The following is a 23,325-nucleotide window of genomic DNA, read 5'->3' as shown; positions in this document are numbered from 1 at the left end:
GAATGGGGTCGGTCATGCGTGAATTCTAGCAGAGCGACCCTGGGCGCCCGGCCACGCAGCCCATGCCCGCCACCGTGGCAGAACCCGGTAGGTGCCAGCCTTGGTTGGCACGCGATGCGCCGACCAAGGTCGGATCTACCGGACCGCGGGACGTGCCGTCGTACCCGACGGATGCCACCGCCACAGCAACGCATCCACGCTCAGCCTGCCTGCGCCGGTGAAGACCAGCGGCAGCAGCATCGCCATGAACAGCACCGGCAGCTTGAAGTTGCCGTAGCCCTGGTCGCTGATCGCATACCCCATCGCGAGGTCGCCCAGCGAGTTCCATTGCATCGGCCAGTGCACGGCGTAGGTGGCCACCACGGTCAGCACCAGCAGGCTGGCAGCGGCAAAACGGGTACCAAAACCGAACAGCAGGCAGGCTGCGCCGAGCAGTTCAAACCAGGTGGCCAGTTGCCAGTTCAGGGCAGCGGGCAGCTGGTTGAACGGAAACGGGAAGGCGTCCTGCAGATCGGCGAACCAGTTCTGGCCTTGCAGTTTCTCGCGGCCGGATTCGAAGTATTCCCAGGCCAGCAGCAGCCGCAGGCCGAGCGGGGCCAACCAGGGGGCGAGACGGTCCAGCTGGCCACGCGCGGTGGCCAGGGGCGGGAGCTTCATCGGTGCATCTCCGGGGCGGGGAAGGGAGGTGTCAGGCAGGTGCGGTCAAAGGGCCGATCACGCCGGCCCGCAGGAACTGCTGCAGCAGCGCGGCACCGGGTTCGGCCAGCGCCTGTTCGGCCAGGCCATGCGCGGGGGCCAGTTGCTTCAGATAGGCATGTCCATCGAGGCCGGGCTGCTCCCCGATGCTGGACAGCAGGTACACCGCCAGCGGGCTGAGTACGGCGAAGCGCACCTCGCCATCGGCCTCGCGACGCACCAGCAGGCCGGTCGGCTCGGCCGGCAACTGGGTAGGTGCGTCCTCGGCGCCGAGGCGGTGCACCGGCCATTGGTACAGCAGCGGCCACGCCAGCGGTGAGCGCTGCAGCGGCAACCGCAGCGGGTCGATGTCCGCTACGACCGGCAGCGGTTCGGCGTCCAGTTGGTACAGCGCGGTTTCCACCCACTCGTAGTGGGCCAGTTCGGCCAGCGCAGGGTGTGGCAGCTGCGGCTGTGCCTGCAGCCACTGCACGAATTCGGCGGCCAGTTCGGTGAACAGCGGCGTCTGGCAGCGATGGGTTGCGAAGTAGTGGCGCACCAGTCCGTTCCAGGCTGATACGCCGAGCAGGCGCACGCAGACCGGAAAGCCGTTGCTCAACAGGCCGAGCAGGTTGTTGAACAGCAGCCGCTGGTAGACCGCGACGCGCCGTGGCTCCAGCCCGCGCGGTGGCGGCACGCCCTGGGGATCTCGCAGATAGGCGGTGAATGCGTGCTGCTGCGCACGCAGCGTGGCGGGGGTATCAGCCATATGCCGCCTCCGCGTGCACGGCCTGCAGGCGGCGGATGGTCTGCAGTTCGCCGCGCAGTTCGGCATAGGGCGGGAAATTGAAATCGCGTTCGAGCAGGGTGGGGCGAGCGCCGATGCGCGCATAGGTGCGTGCCAGCAGCTCCCAGACCGGGTCGATCACCGCGCTGCCGTGGGTATCGATCTTCAGGTCCGGTGCCTCGTCCAGGTGCCCGGCCACGTGCAGGCAGACGATGCGGTCTGCGGGCAGGCCAGCGATGAACGCGTCGGCGTCGTAACCGTGGTTGCAGGCGTTGACGAAGACGTTGTTGACGTCCAGCAGCAGGTCGCAGTCGGCTTCGGCAAGCACGGCGTTGGTGAAAGCCAGTTCGTCCATCGCCGGTTCCGGTGCCAGGTAGTAGGACACGTTTTCCACCGCGATGCGGCGACCCAGCACGTCCTGCACGCGGGCGATGCGTGCGGCGGTATGGCGCACCGCTTCATCGGTGAAGGGGATCGGCAGCAGGTCGTACAGGTGGCCGTCGTCGCTGCAGTAGCTCAGGTGTTCGCTGTACAGCGGCACGCGGTGTTTTTCCAGGAACTGGCCAACCTGCTCCAACAGCTGCGTATCCAGTGGCGCAGTGCCGCCCAGCGACAGGGACAGGCCGTGGCAGCTCAGCGGATGGCGCTGTGCCAGCTCGGCCAGTGCGTCACCGGCGGGGCCGCCGACATGGATCCAGTTCTCCGGCGCGCATTCGAGGAAATCGAAATCGCTAGCCGGTGCATCGCGCAGCTCCTGCAACAGCGCCCGGCGCAGCCCCAACCCGACGGCCGCCGCACGAAGCGGCGACCGCAGGTTGGCGATGCTGGCGCGGACCTCAGTGCTTGCCACCGCACTTGCCTTCGCCACACTTGCCTTCGGCGGCCTTCTTGTCGCCGGCCTGAGCCTTGGCGCCTGCTGCCGCACCGGCAGCCTTGCCCTTGTCGGCGCCGCACTTGCCTTCGGCGGACTTGCCATCTGCGCCACACCTGCCTTCGGCATGCTTGGCGGCCTCTGCGGAGGTCTTGGCTTCGGCGCCCTTGGCATCGGTGCTGGCCTTGGCAGCCTGGCCAGCCACCAGATAGCCCTGGGCCAGGTCGCTCATGCTCAGCGCCGAGGCATTGGCGGTGATGCCAAGGCCGGCGGCCAGGGCGGTAGCAGTCAGCAGGGACAGGGTCTTGTTGGAACTGCTCATCGGTCGTGCTCCTGGGTGGTGTGGGCGGGTGCCCGGGTGGCCGGCAGGGATGCCGGTGGAAACGATGGTGCAGCGATCCTACTCAACGAATCCTCGCCAAGACCTCAAATTTTCGTGAGGTTTGTTACAGAAGGGGAACACGGTTCCCGGTGGATCCACGCCATGCGTGGATGAATCGCCGGAACGCCCAGAAACAAGAAGGCCGCTGTCACCAGGACAGCGGCCACCTTGGAGTCGACTCCGGTGTTGCAGTGCAGCGTCAGGGCTGGCCGGTGCTGGAGGTCTCGTCGCGCTTCTCGCGCGGCGGCAGCGGCTGCTCCCCGTGCACCAGGAACCATACGTTCTCGGCGATGTTGGTGGCGTGGTCGCCCACGCGCTCCAGGTTCTTGGCCATGAACAGCAGGTGCGTGCACGGGGTGATGTTGCGCGGGTCTTCCATCATGTAGGTCAGCAGCTCGCGGAACAGCGCGGTGTACTGTGCGTCCAGGCGGGCGTCGTCCTCGCGCAGTTCCAGTGCGGCGTCGGCGTCATTGTCGCGGTAGGCGGCAATGGCACGACGGACCTGCTGCGCGGCCAGGCGGCCCAGCGCACGCAGGCCCTGGATCTGCGGCAGCGGCGGCACCTTGCCCAGCGCGATCGAACGCTTGGCCACGTTCGCTGCATAGTCGCCGATGCGTTCGATGTCGGCCGGGATGCGCAGGCCAGCGAGGATCTCGCGCAGGTCGCGCGCCATCGGGCCACGCAGGGCCAGGCGCATCACGTCATGGCTGATCTGCTGCTCCAGCGCATCAATGGCTTCGTCGTTGGCGATGATGCGATGGGCGGCGTTCTCGTCGCGCTTCTCGATCACGTCCATCGACGCTTCGAGCTGGGCGACGGCCATCTCGCCCATGCGCACGATTTCGGCCACCAGGCGCTGCTGCTCTTCGTCGTAGCTCTTGACGATGTGGTCGTTGGGAAGGTTCATGGTCTGCAATCCGGGTGGAGCCAGGCCGTGCCTGGCTGGGACATGTGGCGAAGGATCAGCGTCGATCAGCCGAAGCGACCGGTGATGTAGTCCTCGGTCTGCCGCTGCGACGGCTGCGAGAAGATCACTTCGGTGCGGTCGTGCTCGATCAGGTCGCCCAGGTACATGAAGGCGGTGTAGTCGGAAACGCGCGCGGCCTGCTGCATGTTGTGGGTGACGATGACGATGGTGTACTCGTGCTTGAGCTCTTCCACCAGCTGCTCGATGCGGCTGGTCGAGATCGGATCCAGCGCCGAGGTCGGCTCGTCCAGCAGCAGCACCGACGGGCGCAGCGCCACGGCACGGGCGATGCACAGGCGCTGCTGCTGGCCACCGGACAGGCCCAGCGCGCTCTGCCCCAGCTTGTCCTTCACTTCGTCCCACAGTGCACCCTGGCGCAGTGCCTGCTCGACGCGGTCGGCCATGTCGGCCTTGCTCAGCTTCTCGTGGTGGCGGATGCCATAGGCCACGTTCTCGAAGATGGTCATCGGGAACGGCACCGGCTTCTGGAACACCATGCCGACCTTGCTGCGCAGGCGGTTCATCGGGTACTTCGGCGACAGGATGTTCTCGCCGTCCAGCAGCACTTCACCGCGCGCTTCCAGCTTCGGGTACAGCGCGTAGATGCGGTTGAAGATGCGCAGCAGGGTCGATTTGCCGCAACCGGAAGGACCGATCAGCGCGGTCACGCGCTTTTCCGGAATTTCCAGGTTGATGCCCTTCAGGGCGTGGAACTTGTCGTAGTAGAAGTCCAGTCCACGCGCAGCCAGCTTCACCGGCGACGGTGTGTGCAGGCTCTCGTGCGAGGACGGCACGGCGATGCGCTGCATCGGCACGGCGTTGGAAAGGTCGTTCATGGCGTTGTCCACGGAAAGGTCAGTCATGGGAGATACGGTTGCGCAGCAGGATGCCGCGGGCGGCAAGGCTGACCAGCAGCACGAAGACAGTCAGCACCAGGGCACCGGCCCAGGCCAGTACCTGCCAGGATTCGTACGGGCTGCCGGCGAACTGGTTCATCACCACCGGTACCGAAGCCATCGGCTGGAAGATGTTGTTGTTCCAGTACTGGTTGCCGAAGGCGGTGAACAGCAGCGGAGCGGTCTCGCCGGAGATGCGGGCCAGCGCCAGCAGGATGCCGGTGATGATGCCGGCCGAGGCACTGCGGTACAGCACCTGCACGATCACCTTCCACTGCGGGATGCCCAGCGACAGGGCCGCTTCGCGCATCTGCGAGGGCACCAGGCGCAGCATCTCGTCGGTGGTGCGCACCACCACTGGCAGCACGATGAAGGCCAGCGACAGGGCGCCGGCGAACGCCGAGAAATTGCCGCCGGTCTGCATTACATACAGCGTGTAGACGAACAGGCCCAGCACGATGGACGGCGCCGACAGCAGGATGTCGTTGACGAAGCGGACCACGGTGCCGGCCTTGCGGGCGTTGCCATACTCGGCCAGCCAGGTGCCGGCCAGCACGCCCAGCGGGGTGCCGATGCCGATGGCCAGTGCACACATCACGGCACTGCCGAAGAAGGCGTTGGCGAGGCCACCGTCCTGCATCGGCGGTGGCGTCATCTTGGTGAACAGATCCCAGTTGATGCCGGCCAGGCCCTTGGCAGCCAGGGTGAACAGGATCCAGCCCAGGAAAAACAGGCCGAACAGGGCGGTGGCGCAGGACGCAGTGATCGCAACGACGTTGCCGATGCGGCGGCGCAGGTACAGCGAATCAGCGGTGGTGGACATCAGTTGCCCTCCTTGCGGGACAGGCGCATCAGCATCAGGCGGGCGATGGCCAGCACCACGAAGGTGACGATGAAGAGGACGAAGCCGAGCAGCAGCAGGGCCGAACGGTAGGTTTCAGTGGCTTCACCGAAATCGTTGGCGATCAGCGCAGCGATGGTGGTGCCCGGTTCCAGCAGCGACGGCGACAGGCGCACGCTGTTGCCGATCACGAAGGCCACCGCCATCGTTTCGCCCAGCGCGCGGCCCAGGCCGAGGAAGATGCCGCCGATGACCGCCGAACGGGTGTAGGGCAGGACGATGTCCCAGCTCACTTCCCACTTGGTGGAGCCCAGCGCATAGGCCGATTCCTTCAGGCGGGTCGGCACGGTCAGGAACACTTCGCGCATCACCGAGGAGATGAACGGAATGACCATGATGGCCAGCACGAAACCGGCGGTGAGCATGCCGATGCCCAGCGGCGGGCCCTGGAACATCGGGCCGATCACCGGCCATTCGCCCAGGGTCTCGTTGAGGAACGGGGTGACGTACTCGGTCATCACCGGCACCAGCACGAACAGGCCCCACATGCCGTAGATGATCGACGGGATGCCGGCCAGCAGTTCGATGGCGGTACCGACCGGGCCACGCAGCCAGCGCGGCGCGACTTCGGTGAGGAAGAAGGCGATGCCGAAGCTGACCGGCACGGCGATGACCATCGCGATGACGGCGGTGACCAGGGTGCCGTAGATCGGAGCCAGAGCGCCGAACTTGTTTTCGACCGGATTCCAGTCAGCGGAGAAGAAGAAGCTCAGGCCCTGCATCTGCAGGGCGTGGCGACCGCCCCACAGCATCGACAGCGCGGCGCAGGCCAGGGCGATCAGGACGAAGATGACGGTGCCGACCAGCACCCATCGGAACAGTGTGTCGTTGCGGGCATCACGCGCATCACGCGTGGACGGGGCGGCTACAGGCTGGGCGATGGCATTCATGGGGACGGCTGGGCCAGGAAGGGGCGGGGCGGCACGGCGTGGAACAAGCGGTGCCCGCGCGGGGCGGGCACCGTCGTGTCCATCACTTCAGGTCGGTCGCCCAGTAGGCCTCGATCTGCTTGACCAGTTCGGCCGGCAGCGGCACGTAGTGCAGTTCGTTGGCCTGCGCCTGGCCGTTTTCGAAGGCCCACTTGAAGAAGGCCAGGGTGTCCTGGTTGCGCTTGGCATCCTTCGGCTTCTTCTGCATCAGCATGAAGTTGGTGGCGGTGATCGGCCACGCCTGCTCGCCCGGGGCATTGGTGATGACCAGGTTGAAGTCCTTGGCGCTGGCCCAGTCGGCGCTGGCGGCCGCGGCGGCGAAGGTTTCCGCGCTCGGCTCGACCCAGTTGCCGGCCGCGTTCTGCATGGCGGTGTACGGCATGCCGTTCTGCAGCGCGTAGGCCAGTTCGACGTAACCGATCGAGCCCTTGATCTGCTTCACGTAGGACGCGACGCCTTCATTGCCCTTGCCACCGACGCCGTCCGGCCACTGCACCGAGGTGCCTTCGCCGACCTTGCTCTTCCACTCCGGGCTGACCTTGGACAGGTAGTTGGAGAAGTTGAAGGTGGTGCCCGAACCGTCCGAACGGTGGACCAGGGTGATCTTGCCATCCGGCAGCTTCACGCCCGGGTTGGCGGCGACGATGGCCGGGTCGTTCCAGGTCTTGACCTTGCCCAGGAAGATGTCGGCCAGCAGGGCGCCGCTCAGGCGCAGCTTGCCGGCTTCCAGGCCTTCGATGTTGACCACCGGCACCACGCCGCCGATGGCCGACGGGAACTGCGCCAGGCCGGCCTGGGCCAGCTCCTCGCTGCTCAGCGGCTTGTCGGACGAACCGAAGTCGACGGTGCCGGCCTTGATCTGGGCGATGCCGCCGCCGGAGCCGATCGACTGGTAGTTGATCTTGGCGCCGGTGCTGGCGTTGTAGTCAGCCGACCACTTGGAGACCAGCGGGAAGATGAAGGACGCGCCGGCACCGGACACTTCGGCGGTCACCTTGGCACCGGCAGCGGCCGGGGCAGCGGCAGCGTCGGTGGCCGGCTGCTGCGCGGCCTGCTTGTCGCCACCGCAGGCCGACAGGCCCAGGGCGATGGCCAGGGAAAGGGCGGCAAGGCCGGCCGAGTGCAGTTTCATGGTCACTCCATAGCGGGGAAGAGCCGACGTGGTCGGCGGATGCGGCTATGAAATGATGTTTTTGTTACAGCCGTATTACGACCATGACAGAGGTGCCCTGGATCACGTTCTGACAAGGGTTTCACAGGATTGGCGCCGATCCGGCAGGTGCCTGGAAACCCCCGATCTGCGCACCGATATGACGGTCGGGGCAAGGTAGAGCCGAGCCCGCGCTCGGCTGTTCCCTGCCCTCGGTAGCTGCGGACCGTTGGTCCGCACGCTCCAGAGCGCAGCCGAGCGTGGCTCGGCTCTACAGAGTCAGGCGCATCCCCAAGAACAAGAAGAGCGCGAGATCTCGAGGATCTCGCGCCCGGGTGGGAGCGGCGGGGGAGAGAGGACCCGCCGCCCCCGTTCCTGCGGGGGAACGCGCTTACTTCAGGTTCTGCGACCAGTAGGTCTCGATCTGGCGGACCAGGCTGTCCGGCAGCGGCACGTAGTCCAGCTGGCGGGCCTGGGCATCGCCGTTCTTGTAGACCCAGCGGAAGAATTCCTGGGTCGCCTTGCCATTGGCAGCATTCTTCGGCGTCTTCTGCACCAGGATGAAGTTGGTGGCAGTGATCGGCCAGGACTCGGCGCCCGGCGCATTGGTCATCACCAGGTAGAAGTCGCGGGCGCTGGCCCAGTCGGCACTGGCGGCAGCGGCAGCGAACGAGGTGTCGCTCGGCTGCACGAACTTGCCGGCGGCATTCTTCATCGCGGTGTAGGAGAGCTTGTTCTGCAGCGCGTAGGACAGTTCGACATAGCCGATGCCGCCCTTGATCTGCTTCACATAGGCGGCAACACCTTCGTTGCCCTTGCCGCCGATGCCGGCCGGCCACTGCACCGAGGTGCCTTCACCGACCGAGCTCTTCCACTCCGGGCTGACCTTGGACAGGTAATTGACGAAGTTGAAGGTGGTGCCCGAGCCGTCCGAACGATGCACGACGGTGACCTTGGCGTTGGGCAGGGTCACGCCCGGGTTCAGCGCGGCGATGGCCGGGTCGTTCCAGGTCTTGATCTTGCCCAGGAAGATGTTGGCCAGCACGGCGCCGTCCAGCTTCAGCGCGCCCGGCGCGATGCCGGCCACGTTGACCACCGGCACCACGCCGCCGATGACCGACGGGAACTGCGCCAGGCCCGCAGCAGCCAGGTCTTCCGGCTTCAGCGGCGCGTCGGAGGAGCCGAAATCAACGGTCTTGGCCTTGATCTGGGCAATGCCGCCGCCGGAACCGATGGACTGGTAGTTGACCTTGTTGCCGGTTGCGGCGCTGTAGTCGGCCGACCACTTGGACATGACCGGGTAGATGAACGATGCGCCCGCGCCGGTGATATCGGCGGCGTTGGCGGCGAACACGGACGATGCAGCCAGGATGGCGACAGCGGCGCGCGACTTGAAGGCGTGGATCACGGGGAGACTCCTGGGGTGGTGGTCGAAGGGCGGTTGCCCGACGTTTCGGTGCACATTCCATAACGGTTGCGTGACACGCCCGCGTCTGTCATATGACGCGGGCGTGACATGCGTCATGAGGGATGTCACGTCCGCTGCGCCGGCTGGGCAGCGCGGGTGCCGATGCAACGACGAAGGCACGGCCGGTGCCGTGCCTTCGCGGTTCAATGCAGGTGGCGGGACTTACCAGAAGAACTGCGCGCGGGCTTCCAGGATGTTGGGATCGTCGTTGACGAAACCGCGCGCCGTGGAGCTGTACTTCTTGCTGTCGACCATCACGTAGTTGAGCATCAGCTTGAAGTTGGAACGCAGGTACCAGTTCGCGCCCACGGTCCAGATGTCCATCTTGCCACCCAGCACGCCATCAACGATCGGCGGGCGACCGGCGACCGGATTGGCGGCGAGGTTGCCGTCATTGAGGTCCATGTGGTCGTAGCGCACGCCCAGCTGCCACTGGCCGCCGGCCGGGTTGTTCGGCAGGCCGGTGCCCGGAGTGCCGCCCTTGTAGCTCCAGGTCTCGCCGGTGACGTTCCACACGCCGCTGATGTAGTAGCCGTCGCTGGTGTAGTTGTCGTGGTCGTAGCGCTTGGCCTTGCTGGTGTAGTACTCGGCCTGGGCCTTGAACGGGCCCTGGAAGTACATGGCTTCGGCACCGATGGTGCTGACGCGGTCGGTGTCGGTCAGATTGCCGCTGTCGACCAGGCGGGCAGTGGCGAGGTCGGCATTCGGACGCGCACGCACGCGCAGGGTGTCGGCGTCGGCGTCGTAGTTGACGTAGCTCAGGCCGAAGTGCAGGACCTGGCCCTTTTCATTGATCGGGGCCCAGGTGCCACGCGCGCCGTAGCCGCTGCCGTGGGCCAGGTTGCGGGTCAGCTCGCGGCCGAAGGCGCTGGCGGTCACCGACCAGTTGTCCTGGCCGTAGCTGTACGCGCCGCCCAGGCGGCGGGCGATGGCATAGGTATTGGTGACCGCTGCCTTGGAAATGAAATCGTTGTTCTTGGTGCTGGACAGTTCTTCCAGGCTGTTGGGCTGCTTGAACTGGCCCAGCTGCAGGAAGTGGTTGGCGTTGCCCAGCAGCTTGTACTTCACGTTGGTGTCAAGGAACTTGTCGGCCTTGGCGTCATAGCCGACCACCCACTCCACATTGCCCGGGCCCTTGCCCTTGAGCACCAGCTCGGCGCGACGCAGTTCGAATTCGCTGTTCTTGCCGTTGCCGGCGTCGCCACCGTTGAGGTCCACCACATCGTTGTGGAACCAGTTGCCGTCGGCCTGGACCAGGCCTTCGAAGGTGATTTCCGAACCGCCGATCACGTCGATGGCGACTTCGGCGTGTGCAGCCGGCACATACAGCGCAGCAGCCACGGCCACCGTCAGGAGTTGGTGATGCAGTTTCATGGAGAGGAGCCTTGCAGGCAGGTGGGAAGATGCGCGCAGGCTAGAAGGTAAAGATTGCGTAAATGTGACAGTTCACGCGCGGCAGACATCCACCGCAGGCCCCGTCACGGCAGGGCCTGCCATTGAAACCGCTTGCGTATGACGCCCGGATTGCGCCTTGGTTGCAGTCGATCCACGCCCTGCATGGATGCGGCCGTCACTCGGCCGCGGTCTTGTCCTTGAACCGGCACAGGTCGGCGATCACGCAGCCCGGGCAGTCCGGCTTGCGCGCCTTGCACACGTAACGTCCGTGCAGGATCAGCCAGTGATGCGCGTCGAGCAGGAACTCGGCGGGGATCACCTTCACCAGCTTGTCTTCCACTTCGCGCACATTCTTTCCCGGGGCCAGGCCGGTACGGTTGGCGACGCGGAAGATGTGCGTGTCCACCGCCATTACCGGCTCGCCGAAGGCGGTGTTGAGCACCACGTTTGCGGTCTTGCGGCCCACGCCCGGTAGCGCTTCCAGTTCTTCGCGATCGCGCGGCACTTCACCGCCATGCTTTTCCAGCAGGATCGCGCAGGTGGCGATCACGTTCTTCGCCTTGGCATTGAACAGCCCGATGGTGGAGATGTACTGCTTCAGCCCGTCCTCACCGAGCGCAAGGATCTTTGCCGGGGTGTTGGCGACCGGGAACAATCGGCGCGTGGCCTTGTTGACGCCGACGTCGGTGGCCTGCGCCGACAGCGCCACCGCCACCAGCAGCTCGAACGGCGAGCTGTACTCCAGTTCGGTCTTCGGGTGCGGGTTGAGTTCGCGCAGGCGGGTGAACATCTCCACCACGTCGGCGCGCGGCATCGTGCCGCCACGCCGCGCCGGGGCGCGTGCGGTTTTCTTCGTGATCGCCATTACTGCTCCTTGCCGCTGGCGCGGGCCTTGGCCCGGGCGAGGATGGCGGCTGCCGCGGCGGGCAGGGCGGGCTTCACGTCCGGCGCCGGGGCGGGCGTGCGCCGCGCGTCGCGTTCGGCTTCGCGGCGGGCCAGTCTCACCGCACGGGCGCGGTAGCGTTCGCGTGCCGCCCAGGCGGCCTGAAGCTGCTGCTGGGCCTGCTGCAACCGCTGCGGGAGTTCCGGGTGGCCGGGCAGCAACTGCGCGTCGTCGGCGCGGGCGACATAGTCCATCAGCCCGGCTTGCAGGGCGCCATCAAGATCGTCTGCCTGGACCCGGGCGAACAACTGGGCGGGATCGGGTCGGGAAGCCATGGCGTCAGCGGTTCTGGAACGCCGGCGGGCGGCGCTGCAGGAAGGCGCTGGTGCCTTCGCGCATGTCCTCGGTGGCGAACAGCAGGCCGAACTGCGCGCTTTCGTACTCCAGCCCGGCGTCCAGGCTGCATTCGCCGCCCACGTGCACCGCATCGAGCAGGCCACGCAGGGCCAGCGGGGCCGAGCGTGCCAGCTGGCGGGCAATGTCCTGCACGCGATTGTCCAGCGCGTCGGCGGGCACCACTTCGTTGACGATGCCCAGTTCCAGCGCACGCGCGGCGGTGATCGGCGCCCCCAGCAGGCACAGCTCCAGGGTGGTGGCGCGGCCGCACAGGCGCAGCAGGCGCTGGCTGCCGCCGAAGCCGGGGATCAGGCCGAGGTTGATTTCCGGTTGGCCGACCTTGGCGGTATCTGCGGCGATGCGCAGATGGCAGGCCATCGCCAGTTCCAGTCCACCGCCCAGTGCGAAACCATTCACGCGTGCGATGACCGGCTTCGGCATCCGTTCAATCTGGCGCATCAGGGCCTGGCCCAACAGCGAGAAATCACGTCCCTGAACCGCGCTGAGTGTGTTCATCTCGGCGATGTCGGCGCCAGCCACGAACGCCTTGGGGCCCGCCCCGGTCAATACCACGACGCGCACCTCCGGATCGGCGGCGGCGTCCCTGAAGGCATCGGCCAGGGCCTGCAGGGTCGCGGCGTTGAGGGCATTGAGCTTGTCCGGGCGCTGGACGGTCACGGTGCGGATGGCGCCGTCGTCGGAGACAGCGATCAGAGCATCGGCCACGGGGAAAACTCCTGAAACGTTAAAAAAAAGTGATATTGAACTCTGCAAACGCAGGCGGGTCATAGCCTGCATCGTGAGTAGCGGTTACACGTTACGCCCGTTATCCTAACCCGTCGCCTCAGGGCGGCGCAGAACGTCCCTGAGTTACCACCCCTGGAGAACTGTTTGATGAAGTTGCGTTCTATCGCGGTCGCCGTCGCGGCCCTGGCCCTGACGGGCAATGCCTTCGCCCAGGACGTCTCGTCCGAAAAGGGCAAGCTGAGCTACTACTTCGGTTACGACTACGGCAACAACCTGGCGGAGCTGACCGGTCGTGGTGAGCAGCTGGACATCAACTCGGTGGTGAAGGGCCTGCAGGATGCCTACGCCAAGAAGCAGCCGGCGATCACCGCCGAGCAGCTGAAGCCGGCCGTTGAAGCGTTCCAGAAGCGCGAGCAGGGCCGTGCCCAGGCTGCCAAGGCCGAGTACGAGAAGGCTGCTGCCGAAAACAAGACCAAGAGCGATCAGTTCATCGCGGCGAACAAGGCCAAGGCCGGCGTGCAGTCGCTGCCGAGCGGCGTCCAGTACCGCGTGATCGAAGCCGGCAAGGGTGCCAAGCCGACCCAGGCCAGCACCGTGCAGCTGGAAGTGGCCGGTCCGTTCCCGTACGGCCAGCGCCCGACCGAAGCCCGCCCGGCCCAGCAGATCCCGTCGATCAAGGTCAGCGAAGTCGAAATGAAGGCCATGCGCGAGACCCTGCTGCAGATGCCGGCAGGCTCGAAGTGGGAAGTCACCCTGCCGCCGGACCAGGCCTACGGTGCCGATCCGCGCACCCCGTTCCCGCCGAACGTGGCTGTGCAGTTCGAGATCAAGCTGGTCAGCGTCAAGTAAATCGAAACAGCAAACGAAACGCGCCGGTGATCCCACCGGCGCGTTTCTGTTTGTGCAGCCCCTGGCGGTGAAACGCCTGCGCTGCGCGCGCGAGTCGACTGACAGTCGACTCTACCGTCCGGCTGGGCCACCCGCGCAAATTCAGCCCGATCGCGCTACTGTTGGCGGGTGCAAACAATGGAAGAAACGGCGCGTGTTGTCGCAAGTCCCTGCATCGGAGTGTGCACGCTGGATCCGCACCGGCAATGCGCCGGCTGCGGGCGGCATATCGATGAAATCGCGCGGTGGTCGTCGATGAGCAACGAGGAACGCAGCCGCATCCTGCATCGCGTGCAGCCCCTGCGGCAACAACTGCAGCAGTCCCTGCGCGGATCGCTGGCCGACCACGAGCGCTTGGTGCGCGCGTTGCATCCTTTGGCCGAACCGCCGGCCGGCGACGGCTGGAACCGCAGCGAGCTGATCGACCTGCTGCCACCGGGGCCGCCTGTGGAGGCGGCGGTGCTGGCCGGCATCGTGCCGCGCGCCAACGGCGCGCAGGTCATCCTCACCCGCCGCACTGAAACCCTGCGTACACATGGCGGCCAGGTCGGGTTCCCCGGTGGCCGCACCGAACCCGATGACCGCGACGCGCTGGCGGCCGCCCTGCGCGAGAGCCAGGAAGAAATCGCATTGGCGCCCGGCCAGGTGCAGCCACTTGGCTATCTCGACCCCTTCGTGACGATCACCGGCTACCGGGTCACGCCGGTGGTGGCGGTGGTCGATCCGGAGTTCGTGCCGGTGCCGCAGCCCAGTGAAGTGGCCGAAGTGTTCGAGGTGCCGCTGGACTACCTGATGGCCCCTGACAGCCTGCGCCAGGTCGAAATCAATCATCGCGGCCGCATCCGCCACGTCCTTGAGTATGGCTGGCCCGGCCAGCGCATCTGGGGGGCGACCGCGGCCATCCTCTACAACCTGCGTCGCCGCCTGGAGCAAGTGCAATGAACCCGATCAAGCAGCCGTGGACCACCCTGGTCGATGTCGACACCCTGGCTGCCGCGTTGGGCGAAGGCGTACGCGTGGTCGACGCGCGTGCCACCGCCAGTACCGCCGTGCGCGTGGTCGATGCGCGTGCTTCGCTGGCCGACCCGCAGGCTGCGGGCGGCCAGTACCTGGCAGGACACATACCGACTGCGGTGCATGCCGATCTCAACCGTGATCTGTCCGATCTCAGCCGCGTCGGCCATGGTCGCCATCCATTGCCCGACAGCGATGCTTTTGCCGCGAAACTGGGGCAGTGGGGCATCGGCCTCGACACCCAGGTGGTGGTCTACGATGGCAGCGACGGCAGCATGGCCGCCTCGCGCCTGTGGTGGCTGCTGCGCCTGATCGGGCACGCCAAGGTGGCTGTGCTCGACGGCGGCATCGCTGCCTGGCAGGCCGCCGGTAACGCGTTGGAAAGCGGCCAGGCTGAAGTGACAGCGCTGCCTGCCTACCCGGGCCGCTTCGACACCTCCCAGGTCGCCAGCGCCGATGAAATCACCGCGCGCCTGAAACATGCACCGGGCTGGTTGGTCGACGCACGCGCAGGTGAACGCTTCCGCGGCGAAGTGGAGCCGCTGGACCCGGTCGCTGGCCACGTACCCGGCGCGGTCAACCGCCCGTTCGCCCTGAACGTGTTCGACGGCCGCCTGCGCGATGCACAGGAACTGCGCGCCGAATTGCAGGGCGTGATCGGCAACCGCGATCCGCAGCAGGTGGTGCTGATGTGCGGCTCCGGAGTGACCGCCTGCCACCTGCTGCTGGCGATGGAAAGCGCAGGACTGAGCGGTGCGCGCATCTATGCCGATTCCTGGAGCGGCTGGGTGAGCGACAGCAGCCGCCCGGTGGCGACCGGCGCCTGAGCGATCCGAGCAGAAGGCAGTCGAGCGCGGAGCCTCTCCAGAGCCGAGCGGCCGGCTCCACGCGCATGGCGATGCGTTCAAATCATCGGCGCCCGCAGGTCATGGAGCGCGGCTCGACTCTACAAGGGCACCCTCCGATCGATCCGACTCCGTGCCGACCAACGGTCGGCACCCACCAACAGCGGCAGAAATCTGTCGAAGGCGGGATGGGTCCGGTTGCGGGTGTCCGCGGCATGGATGCCGCGGCCAAGCCCCCAGGGGTGAGGGCGCTTTGCTTGCGAAGCACTGCTTCGCGAGCGCCCGAACGCACAGCCGCCAGCGGCTGGGCCGGCCTGGGGATTTACGGCGTCCCCCGCAACCGGGCCCACCCTGCCATCCCACGGATAGCCTGCTGTTGCCGGCCAGCAGCCCGCACTACCGCAGGTGCAGGGCGCAGCCCTGCCGCTTACCCAACCGGCTGCAGCGGCACCTTCGCCAGCACCCGCGCCCAAGGGAACAACGGGCCCGGGTCGCGTTTGCGTGCCACCCTCAGCGTCGGATCATCGCTGGCCGGCACCTGCTCCAGGTCCAGCTGGTCATGCCCGGCAATCCGCTGCAGCGACGGATAGCGCACCACCAGCGCCTGCAGCAGCCGCTCCAGCGCTTTCAGTTGCGCCTCGGTGTAGGCCTCGTCCATCGCCTGGTGACGGCTGTCGAACCAGTGCGGGTAGCGCCCGGTATTGACCAGCTCGATGCCCAGCGTATGCGCGTTCATGCCGCGCACGTGGTGGGCCACGCGTTCGGGCGCAACGTACTGCACCACGCTGCCATCGCGGTCGATGTAGAAGTGCCCGCTGTTGCCGGCACCGCTGTCATACAGCACGCGCTCGCCGTACTCGCGGGCCGTCGCCAGATCGGGCAGCTCGGTGCAGTGGATCACCACCATCTCCAGCGTGGCCGGATCGCGCAGCGGCAGTCGGTCGTGGTAGGGCAGGGGCTGCAGCTGCAGGCCGGGCAGGAGCGGGTTGGGCATCCGGCGATGCTAGCATTGCGGCATGAACCTGCCTTCTCTTTCCTGGTTGGCCCGCGCCCACGGAGCACGCGCATGAGTCGCGGCCACTGCATCCTCTCCCATGGCTTCGAAAGCGGCCCGGAGGCGACCAAGGTCACCGCGCTGGCCGAGGTGGCCCAACGCCTGGGCTGGACCCACGAGCGCCCCGACTACACCGATCTGGACGCGATGAGCGAGGTCAGCCGGGTGGGCGACGTGCCGACCCGCCTGCGCCGTCTGGTTGAACGCGCCGCCATCGCTGCCCGTCAGGGGCCGGTGGTACTGGCCGGCTCCAGCCTGGGCGCCTACATTTCCGCCATCGCCTCGCTGCAGGTGCCGGTAGCCGGCCTGTTCCTGATGGTGCCGCCGACCACCATGGGCCCGATGCCGGCGCTGGACGCCGCTGCGGTGCCGACCACGGTGGTGCAGGCCTGGCATGACGACGTGGTACCGGCTGCCGGCGTGATTGCCTGGGCGCAGGCGCGTTCGGCGCAGTTGCTGCTGGTTGACGATGGCCACCGCCTGGAGCGCCACGTGGAGGCCTCTGCGCAGGCCTTCGAGCGCCTGCTGCGGCAACTGTGAAGCCGGGGCGCACGGCGCGCCTGCCCGCATTGACTACAATGGCAGCCCCGCCGCCCCCGGCGCGGGCCTGCCGGCCGTGCCTACGGCCCTCCTTTCCGACCGGCCCGGCCCCTGTGCCGCGCCCGACCACCTGCGAACCGACCCCGTGAAATTCTTCGTCTCCTGCGCCAAGGGCCTGGAATACCTGCTTGCCGATGAACTGTCGGCCCTGGGCCTTGGCAAGGCCACCGCCACCATTGCCGGCGTCAACGCCGAGGGCGAACTGGCGCAGGCGCTGCGGATCGTGATGTGGTCGCGCCTGGCCAGCCGCGTGCTGTGGCCGATCGCCGAGTTCGACTGCCCGGACGAGCAGGCCCTGTATGACGGCGTGCGTGCGCTGCCGTGGCACGAGCACATCACGCCGGAGATGACCCTGGCGGTGGACGCACACGTGTCCGGTGACAAGATCACCCATGCGCGCTTTGCCGCGCAGCGGATCAAGGACGCCATCGTCGACCGGATGCGTGATGAAGGCCTGGAGCGCCCCTCGGTCAACACCGACCTGCCCGATGTGCGCGTCAACCTGTCGCTGCGCAAGGGCCGTGCTTCGCTGTCGATCGACCTCGGCGGTGGCCCGCTGCATCGCCGTGGCTGGCGCGGTGCCGCCCACGAGGCGCCGCTGAAGGAAAACCTGGCCGCCGCGCTGCTGCTGCGCGCGCAGTGGCCGCGCCTGCACACCGCCGGAGGCGGCCTGCTGGACCCGATGTGCGGCAGCGGCACGCTGCTGATCGAAGGTGCACTGATGGCCGCCGACGTCGCCCCTGGCCTGATGCGGCATGGCAGCCTGCCGCCGAGCCGTTGGCTGGGCTTCGACAAGGCGGCCTGGAAGTCCATCCAGAGCGAAGCACGCGAGCGCGAAGCGGCCGGCCTGGCCGCGCTGAAGCCGGTCATCCATGGCAGCGATATCGACCCGGCCGCGATCCAGGCCGCCCGCGAGAATGCAGAGGTTGCCGGCGTCGCCCACGCGATCCGCTTCACCCGCGCCGATGTCGCCGACCTGGCCGCGCCCGAACAGGAGATCGGTGCGGTGGTCTGTAACCCGCCGTACGACGAACGCCTGGCTGCCGATCCGGCGTTGTACCGCGCGTTGGGCAATGCCCTGCAGAAGGCCGTGCCGCAGTGGCGTGCCAGCCTGCTGTGCGGCAATGACGAGCTGGCCTTCGCCACTGGCCTGCGCGCCAGCAAGAAGTACCAGATGTTCAACGGTGCGCTGGAATGCGCGCTGATCGTCTGCGATCCGATTGCCGTGCCGGGTCGTGATCCGGCACAGCCGCGCGAGCTGAGCGAAGGCGCGCAGATGGTGGCCAACCGGCTGCGCAAGAACCTGAAGAAGTTCAAGAGCTGGCGTGCCCGCGAGGACATCACCTGCTTCCGCGCCTACGACGCCGACCTGCCGGAGTACGCGGCGGCCATTGATGTCTACGAGGAAGACGGGGGCAAGCGCCGCACCTTCCTGCATGTGCAGGAGTACGCGGCACCGGCGGCGATTCCCGAGAACGACGTGCGCCGCCGCCGCAACGAGCTGCTGGCCGCCGCGCGCGAAGTATTCGGCGTTCCGCCGGAGCAGGTGTCGATGAAGTCGCGCGAGCGCGGCAAGGGCGGCAGCAAGTACGGCCGCTTCGAGCAGCGTGACGAGTTCATCGTGGTGCGCGAGAACCATGCACTGCTGCAGGTGAACCTGTTCGACTACCTGGACACCGGCCTGTTCCTTGACCATCGCCCGCTGCGCCGGATGATGGCCGAGCAGGTGCGTGGCAAGCGTTTCCTGAACCTGTTCTGCTACACCGGCGTGGCCAGCGTGCAGGCCGCCGTGGCCGGTGCCGCCAGCACCACCAGCGTCGACCTGTCGGCCACCTACCTGCAGTGGTGCTACGACAACCTTGCGCTGAACGGGCAGGGGGGCAGCCAGCACCTGCTGGTCCAGGCCGACGCGATGGCCTGGCTGGAAGGCGACCGCGGCCAGTACGACGTGATCTTCTGTGATCCACCGACTTTCTCCAACTCCGCCCGCGCCGATGATTTCGACGTGCAGCGCGAACAGGTGAAGCTGCTGCGGGCGGCGGTGGCCCGGCTGGCACCGGGTGGCGTGCTGTACTTCTCCAACAACTTCCGCCGCTTCAAGCTGGAAGAGAACGCCATCGCCGAATTCGCCCAGTGCCGCGAGATCACCGCACGCACCATCGGTCCGGATTTCGAGCGCAACGCGCGCATCCACCGCGCATGGGAACTGAAGCGGCTGGGGTAAGCCCGGTAGTGCCGGCCGCTGGCCGGCAACGGTGTCAGATCCGCAAAGGGTTCATGAGGTGCCGGCCAGCGGCCGGCACTACCCCTGTCTGGCCGGTGGATCCACGCCACGCCTGGATGGTTGTTCAGTAGATCCACGCCATGCGTGGATGGCGGTTACAGCAACGCCACCACCAGCCCCAGCGCCGGCAGCGTGATCGCCAGCGGTGCGATCCACTTCGGCCGGTACGGATACAGCCCGAACGAGAGTGCCACGCCGCACATGGTCATTGCGCCCAGCCACAGCACCGGGCCCATCGCCCAGCCGTGATCGGCCACGCACAACGCGAACGCCACCGTCAGCAGGGCCCAGCCCAGCACCCGCCACTGCGTGCGCCGTGCCGGGCTGGCCGCAGCCTTGCCGTGCAGGTCGTACTGGTGTCTTTCCATCGCCAGCGACAGCGCGGTGAACGCGGAAAACGACAGGGTCAACGCCAGCAGCATCATGCACTGACCTCCGCTTCGGCGGCTTCGACCACAGCCACTGGCGCCGCAGCCGCCGCCGCACGCTTCTTCTTCTCGGCCGCGCTCAGCGGTGGCGTCCAGCGCTGCATGCGCCAGCCGCACATCGCCAGCATTGCGCCGAAGACGATCATCGAAAGATCGACGCCGGCCAGTACCCAGTCGCCGTTGCGCAGGGTGTTGCCCAGGTGCGCATGCGTGGTCAACGCATTGACCACCGGCACCAGTGCGAACGCGGCCGCGCCCAGGTAGAGCTGCCACGCCCACATCATTCGCTTCGGCCAGATGAAGGCGGCCAGCAGCGCGCCGGCCCAAGCGTAGAAGAATACGTTGGCCTCCGCACTCGCGCGCTCGGCGATGTCCAGCGGCAGCAGGCGGTTGCCCCAGAAGTACGCCGCGAAGGCGATCGGCAGGCCAGCCACGGTGCCGATGTTGAGCGCATCGACCAGGCGAAGGCCGAAGCCGGTGCGTCCACTCTTCGCATGCTTCGGTCGTTCCTTCACCGCCCACAGCACCACGCCGCTGGCGACCATCAGGCAGCCCACCAGACCGGACAGGAAGAACAGTGCACGCAGGCCCCAGTCCGCAAAACGTGCCAGGTGCAGGCCGTACAGCACACCACGGGTGGCGGTGGCACCGCCCGATGGCGGCGTTTCCTCAAGCAGAGCACCGCTGACCATGTCGTAACGCACGGCCGGGGTGTCGATGGACAGGCGCTTGCCATCGCGCTGGCGGATGTCGATCACCGCATTGGCCGCCCCCGGATTGGACACGGTGAAACCGGCCACCTCCACGCCGTGCCAATGCGCGCGTGCGCTGTCCAGCAACTGTGCGATCGGCAGCGGCGTGGCGCGGCCCTCGGCGGGCGAGGTCACTTCCGGAAGGCCGCCGAAAGCCTCGCTGATGAATTTGTCCTCGTCCTGGGGGTAGGCGACCTTCACTCCCCACGGCAGGTACATGATCATCAGGGTGACGATGCCGGTGTAGGTGATCATCGCGTGGTACGGCAGCGCCATCACCGCGCTGACGTTGTGGAAGTCGAGCCAGGAGCGCAGGCCCTTGTCCTTGCGGAAGGTGAAGAAGTCCTTGAAGATCTTCTTGTGGGTGATCACGCCGGTGATGATCGCCACCAGCATGAACATCGCGCAGAACCCGACCAGGTAGCGCGCCCAGTACACCGGGATGTAGTGCAGGTCGAAGTGCAGGCGGTAGAAGAAGTCGCCTCCACGGGTCTCGCGCGCCTTCAGTGCCTGGCCGCTGTTCGGGTCCAGCGTGGCGTCGCCGAAGCCACCGCGGCGGCCACGGCTGGGGTCGGCCAGTTCCGGTGGCAGCCGCCAGAACATCTGCATGGCCGGGTTGCGCGGCTGCGGCAGGGTGACGAACCAGTTCTCGGCGTGGCTCGCATTGGCCTGCAGGTAGGCCACCGCGCGCTGCGCGGCCACGTCGATGCTGACGTTGCTGGACGGCAGCTCCGGGCGCATCCAGCGGCTGATTTCCTCGCGGTAATAGCTGGCGGTGCCGGCCATGAAGATCAGCAGCAGCAACCAGCCGACCAGCAGGCCGGTCCAGGTGTGCAGCCAGGCCATCGACTGGCGGAATCCGTTCTTCATGCCCAGGCCCCCAGCATGCGCGCGATGGCAGCCATCAGCAGGGCGGGAGCGAGAATGCCGACCCACGCACGCAGCGCGCTGCGGGTGGCGAACGCCCACAACGCCGCGCAGGCGGCGACCAGGATCGCCAGCAGCATGCCGGTCAGCACGGTCTGGCCGCGCGCGCCGGGCAGCGCCACTGCGCAGAACACACTGGTCATCGAGGCCAGCGCGTAGCCACCGAAGATCGCAGCCAACGAGCGTGACAGCACGCCCCAGCGCGGGTTGGAGAACAAGGTGCGGGGGCTGGCGGTAACGGGCGAGCGGTCCAAGGAGGTCCTGCAGGTTGGAGGAGGGATGGAATGCGTCCGCGGCCCCTGCGCCCTGCGCATGTTGCCCAGCGTGTCCCATCGACACGAGGCACGTCCCGCGCGGGCGGTCAGCGCGGAAGGCGGGGATGTACACGGGCGATGGGCACGTTTCCGTGCCATCTGACTAAGCGCACAACCGATCAGTAAATGATAGGCATTCGCATTTCATGAATCAAGCATGACGATGCCGTGGAGCTCTGGCGGCTAGAACCTGAACACCACGGTTGCCGCGTGCAGCAGCAGGCCGATCAGCCCGCCGACCAGGGTGCCGTTGAAGCGGATGAACTGCAGGTCACGGCCCACGCTCAGTTCCAGCTGTTCGACCAGGTGCCGCTCGTCCCAGCCCTTCACGGTCTGCGCGATATGCGTGGTGACGCCCTCGCGCAGGCGCCCGGTCAGGCGCTGCGCACCTTCCATCAGATGCTGGTTCAGTGCCTCGCGCAGCGCCGGGTCGGCCTGCAGGCTGGCACCGAGCGAACCCAGGCTACGCTGCAGGTGGCCGACCAGCGCCGAATCCTCGCGCTGCAGGTCCGCCCGCAGGCTGGCGTGGATGCGCGCCCACAGCCCCTGCACGTACTCCTGCAGGGCCGGGTGGTCGATCATTTCCTGCTTGAGCTGCTCGATGCGCTCGGCCAGCGCCGGATCCTCGCGCAGGCGCTGCACGTAGTTCTGCAACCAGGTCTCGTAGTCCTGGCGCAGCGGATGCTGCGGCTCGGCCAGCACCTGCTGCAGCTCTTCCAGCACCGCGCGGGCCAGGCGTTCGGCCAGGCTGTCGCCGATCTCGTCGATCGGCTTGACCCAGTTCACCGTGCTCGACAGCGTCGGCCATTCGCGCTGGATGTGGCGCACAATCAGCTGCGAGGCGCGTTCCTTCACCTCCGGCTGTTCCAGCCAGCGGCCCAGGCGCTGCAGGCCCTCGTCCAGCACGCGTTGATGGCGGCCTTCGGCGGTCAGCAGGGCCAGCAGTTCACCGGCAGTGGCAGCGGCATTCCACTGCCGCAACTGCTGCACCACGAAGCCGTGCAGCTGCCGGCGCACGGCGGTTTCGTCGAAGAAATCCAGCGCCTGCAGCGCCCAGCCGCGGGCCATGTCGGCCAGCATGCGCGAGCGTGCCGGGTCGGCCAGCCAGCTGCCGAGGCGGCTGGCCGGATCGAACACCTGCAGCTTGGCCAGCAGCACCCCCGGCTCCAGGAACTGGTCGCGCACGAACAGCGCCAGGCTGTCGCCGATGCGCTCCTTGCTGCGCGGGATGATCGCGGTGTGCGGAATCGGCAGGCCCATCGGCCGCCGGAACAGCGCGACCACGGCGAACCAGTCGGCCAGCGCGCCCACGGCTGCGGCTTCGCAGAAGGCCGAAACCCAGGCCCAGATGCCGCGTTCGCCCTGCCAGTGGCTGACCGCGAAACCGACCAGCATCAGCAGCAGCAGGCCCAGTGCGAGGGCTTTCAGGCGCCGCAGCTGGGCGCGGCGCGGATCGTGGGCAGGCGTCATTGCACGAGTCTAACCGCAGCCCGGTGATGCCTGCCTGTAGAGCCGAGCCCATGCTCGGCTGCCTTGCGCGCGGCAAACCGCAGCCGAGCATGGGCTTGTATGTTCCTCCCGGCTCCTACGCGGTATGTAGGAGCCAGGGTGGAGGGACCGTCAACATGATTTCTGCGGATAGCAGCCGACAGACGAGCCGAGCGATCCCCATCCCGCACCTTAACGTCGATAAAGGATCTAGCGGCCTTTGAGGACCGCCGATGTAGGCAAGCCAACGTGGTGCGGTACCACCCCAGCCCCTCAACAATAGC

At 67.1% G+C, this 23,325-nt stretch carries 24 protein-coding genes; 5 read left to right on the top strand and 19 right to left on the bottom strand.

Annotation, left to right across the window (positions count from 1 at the left end; translation table 11 throughout):
- Window positions 1–135: 135 nt before the first annotated feature.
- The 14 genes from AC5P65_RS11130 to AC5P65_RS11065 all read right to left on the bottom strand — a co-directional run bounded on the left by AC5P65_RS11130 (window position 136) and on the right by AC5P65_RS11065 (window position 12,426).
- A complete protein-coding gene (locus tag AC5P65_RS11130; protein ID WP_019659083.1) occupies window positions 136–657 on the bottom strand; it encodes an HvfX family Cu-binding RiPP maturation protein in 522 nt (173 codons plus the stop codon).
- 31 nt (window positions 658–688) lie between these two features.
- Entirely contained in the window at window positions 689–1,444 is a 756-nt protein-coding gene (locus AC5P65_RS11125; protein ID WP_495230934.1) for an HvfC family RiPP maturation protein, read from the bottom strand.
- Entirely contained in the window at window positions 1,437–2,312 is an 876-nt protein-coding gene (locus AC5P65_RS11120) for an HvfB family MNIO-type RiPP peptide maturase (RefSeq protein WP_021204118.1), read from the bottom strand. Before AC5P65_RS11120 ends, AC5P65_RS11125 begins: the two co-directional genes overlap by 8 nt.
- Complete coding sequence (locus AC5P65_RS11115) at window positions 2,299–2,655, bottom strand: hypothetical protein (protein ID WP_021204117.1); 357 nt, start codon at window positions 2,653–2,655, stop codon at window positions 2,299–2,301. Before AC5P65_RS11115 ends, AC5P65_RS11120 begins: the two co-directional genes overlap by 14 nt.
- A 259-nt stretch (window positions 2,656–2,914) precedes the next feature.
- A complete protein-coding gene (gene phoU / locus AC5P65_RS11110; protein ID WP_005408787.1) occupies window positions 2,915–3,622 on the bottom strand; it encodes a phosphate signaling complex protein PhoU in 708 nt (235 codons plus the stop codon).
- 65 nt (window positions 3,623–3,687) lie between these two features.
- Window positions 3,688–4,518 (bottom strand): phosphate ABC transporter ATP-binding protein PstB, encoded by an 831-nt coding sequence (gene pstB, locus AC5P65_RS11105; RefSeq protein WP_005408788.1) that lies wholly within the window; start codon window positions 4,516–4,518, stop codon window positions 3,688–3,690.
- Between the two features lie 19 nt (window positions 4,519–4,537).
- Window positions 4,538–5,401: a phosphate ABC transporter permease PstA gene (pstA, locus tag AC5P65_RS11100; protein WP_005415894.1), complete on the bottom strand. Its 864-nt coding sequence runs from the start codon at window positions 5,399–5,401 to the stop codon at window positions 4,538–4,540.
- The gene (gene pstC / locus AC5P65_RS11095) at window positions 5,401–6,369 is read right to left on the bottom strand and encodes a phosphate ABC transporter permease subunit PstC (RefSeq protein WP_019659079.1); all 969 of its coding nucleotides are present in this window, start codon (window positions 6,367–6,369) and stop codon (window positions 5,401–5,403) included. The genes pstA and pstC overlap by 1 nt, the downstream gene beginning before the upstream one ends.
- 82 nt (window positions 6,370–6,451) lie before the next feature.
- Window positions 6,452–7,540, bottom strand: coding sequence for a phosphate ABC transporter substrate-binding protein PstS (gene pstS / locus AC5P65_RS11090; RefSeq protein WP_019659078.1), 1,089 nt, complete (start codon window positions 7,538–7,540; stop codon window positions 6,452–6,454).
- Window positions 7,541–7,949: 409 nt separating this feature from the next.
- Window positions 7,950–8,966, bottom strand: a complete 1,017-nt coding sequence (pstS, locus tag AC5P65_RS11085) for a phosphate ABC transporter substrate-binding protein PstS (RefSeq protein WP_019659077.1) — start codon at window positions 8,964–8,966, stop codon at window positions 7,950–7,952.
- A gap of 222 nt (window positions 8,967–9,188) precedes the next feature.
- On the bottom strand, window positions 9,189–10,400 hold the full coding sequence (locus AC5P65_RS11080) for an OprO/OprP family phosphate-selective porin (RefSeq protein WP_049411264.1): 1,212 nt from the start codon (window positions 10,398–10,400) through the stop codon (window positions 9,189–9,191).
- A 196-nt stretch (window positions 10,401–10,596) separates the two neighbouring features.
- A complete protein-coding gene (nth, locus tag AC5P65_RS11075) occupies window positions 10,597–11,286 on the bottom strand; it encodes an endonuclease III (RefSeq protein WP_478428015.1) in 690 nt (229 codons plus the stop codon).
- The gene (locus AC5P65_RS11070) at window positions 11,286–11,639 is read right to left on the bottom strand and encodes a hypothetical protein (RefSeq protein WP_428707395.1); all 354 of its coding nucleotides are present in this window, start codon (window positions 11,637–11,639) and stop codon (window positions 11,286–11,288) included. The genes nth and AC5P65_RS11070 overlap by 1 nt, the downstream gene beginning before the upstream one ends.
- A 4-nt stretch (window positions 11,640–11,643) precedes the next feature.
- Complete coding sequence (locus AC5P65_RS11065; RefSeq protein WP_164143955.1) at window positions 11,644–12,426, bottom strand: enoyl-CoA hydratase/isomerase family protein; 783 nt, start codon at window positions 12,424–12,426, stop codon at window positions 11,644–11,646.
- Between the two features lie 168 nt (window positions 12,427–12,594).
- On the opposite strand from AC5P65_RS11065, the gene AC5P65_RS11060 reads away from it, so the two are divergent.
- The 3 genes from AC5P65_RS11060 to AC5P65_RS11050 all read left to right on the top strand — a co-directional run bounded on the left by AC5P65_RS11060 (window position 12,595) and on the right by AC5P65_RS11050 (window position 15,176).
- The gene (locus AC5P65_RS11060; protein ID WP_005408797.1) at window positions 12,595–13,296 is read left to right on the top strand and encodes an FKBP-type peptidyl-prolyl cis-trans isomerase; all 702 of its coding nucleotides are present in this window, start codon (window positions 12,595–12,597) and stop codon (window positions 13,294–13,296) included.
- 177 nt (window positions 13,297–13,473) lie between these two features.
- Window positions 13,474–14,277, top strand: coding sequence for a CoA pyrophosphatase (locus AC5P65_RS11055; RefSeq protein WP_329847247.1), 804 nt, complete (start codon window positions 13,474–13,476; stop codon window positions 14,275–14,277).
- On the top strand, window positions 14,274–15,176 hold the full coding sequence (locus tag AC5P65_RS11050) for a sulfurtransferase (protein ID WP_111097775.1): 903 nt from the start codon (window positions 14,274–14,276) through the stop codon (window positions 15,174–15,176). Before AC5P65_RS11055 ends, AC5P65_RS11050 begins: the two co-directional genes overlap by 4 nt.
- 445 nt (window positions 15,177–15,621) lie before the next feature.
- Here the strand turns inward: AC5P65_RS11050 and AC5P65_RS11045 are convergent, their stop codons facing one another.
- Complete coding sequence (locus AC5P65_RS11045; RefSeq protein WP_021203541.1) at window positions 15,622–16,188, bottom strand: N-acetylmuramoyl-L-alanine amidase; 567 nt, start codon at window positions 16,186–16,188, stop codon at window positions 15,622–15,624.
- A 72-nt stretch (window positions 16,189–16,260) separates the two neighbouring features.
- Here AC5P65_RS11045 and AC5P65_RS11040 point away from each other — a divergent pair, with 72 nt between their 5' ends.
- Together AC5P65_RS11040 and rlmKL are read left to right on the top strand one after the other, a co-directional pair.
- A complete protein-coding gene (locus AC5P65_RS11040; RefSeq protein WP_024958728.1) occupies window positions 16,261–16,788 on the top strand; it encodes an alpha/beta hydrolase in 528 nt (175 codons plus the stop codon).
- Between the two features lie 145 nt (window positions 16,789–16,933).
- Window positions 16,934–19,072, top strand: a complete 2,139-nt coding sequence (rlmKL, locus tag AC5P65_RS11035; RefSeq protein ID WP_227852124.1) for a bifunctional 23S rRNA (guanine(2069)-N(7))-methyltransferase RlmK/23S rRNA (guanine(2445)-N(2))-methyltransferase RlmL — start codon at window positions 16,934–16,936, stop codon at window positions 19,070–19,072.
- A 155-nt stretch (window positions 19,073–19,227) separates the two neighbouring features.
- On the opposite strand, the gene AC5P65_RS11030 is transcribed toward rlmKL, so the two are convergent.
- The 4 genes from AC5P65_RS11030 to AC5P65_RS11015 form a co-directional block, all read right to left on the bottom strand.
- A complete protein-coding gene (locus tag AC5P65_RS11030; protein WP_019659066.1) occupies window positions 19,228–19,557 on the bottom strand; it encodes a DUF3325 domain-containing protein in 330 nt (109 codons plus the stop codon).
- Complete coding sequence (locus AC5P65_RS11025) at window positions 19,554–21,182, bottom strand: PepSY-associated TM helix domain-containing protein (RefSeq protein ID WP_111097773.1); 1,629 nt, start codon at window positions 21,180–21,182, stop codon at window positions 19,554–19,556. Before AC5P65_RS11025 ends, AC5P65_RS11030 begins: the two co-directional genes overlap by 4 nt.
- On the bottom strand, window positions 21,179–21,493 hold the full coding sequence (locus AC5P65_RS11020) for a DUF3649 domain-containing protein (protein ID WP_021203544.1): 315 nt from the start codon (window positions 21,491–21,493) through the stop codon (window positions 21,179–21,181). The genes AC5P65_RS11025 and AC5P65_RS11020 overlap by 4 nt, the downstream gene beginning before the upstream one ends.
- 243 nt (window positions 21,494–21,736) lie before the next feature.
- Entirely contained in the window at window positions 21,737–23,023 is a 1,287-nt protein-coding gene (locus tag AC5P65_RS11015; protein WP_111097772.1) for a DUF445 domain-containing protein, read from the bottom strand.
- Window positions 23,024–23,325 lie beyond the last annotated feature (302 nt).

The sequence above is a fragment of the Stenotrophomonas sp. YJH_SMC_48-3 genome (assembly GCF_059369375.1).
The sequence above is the reverse complement of the archived record's forward strand: the minus strand, read 5'-3'. Positions and strand labels throughout refer to the sequence as shown.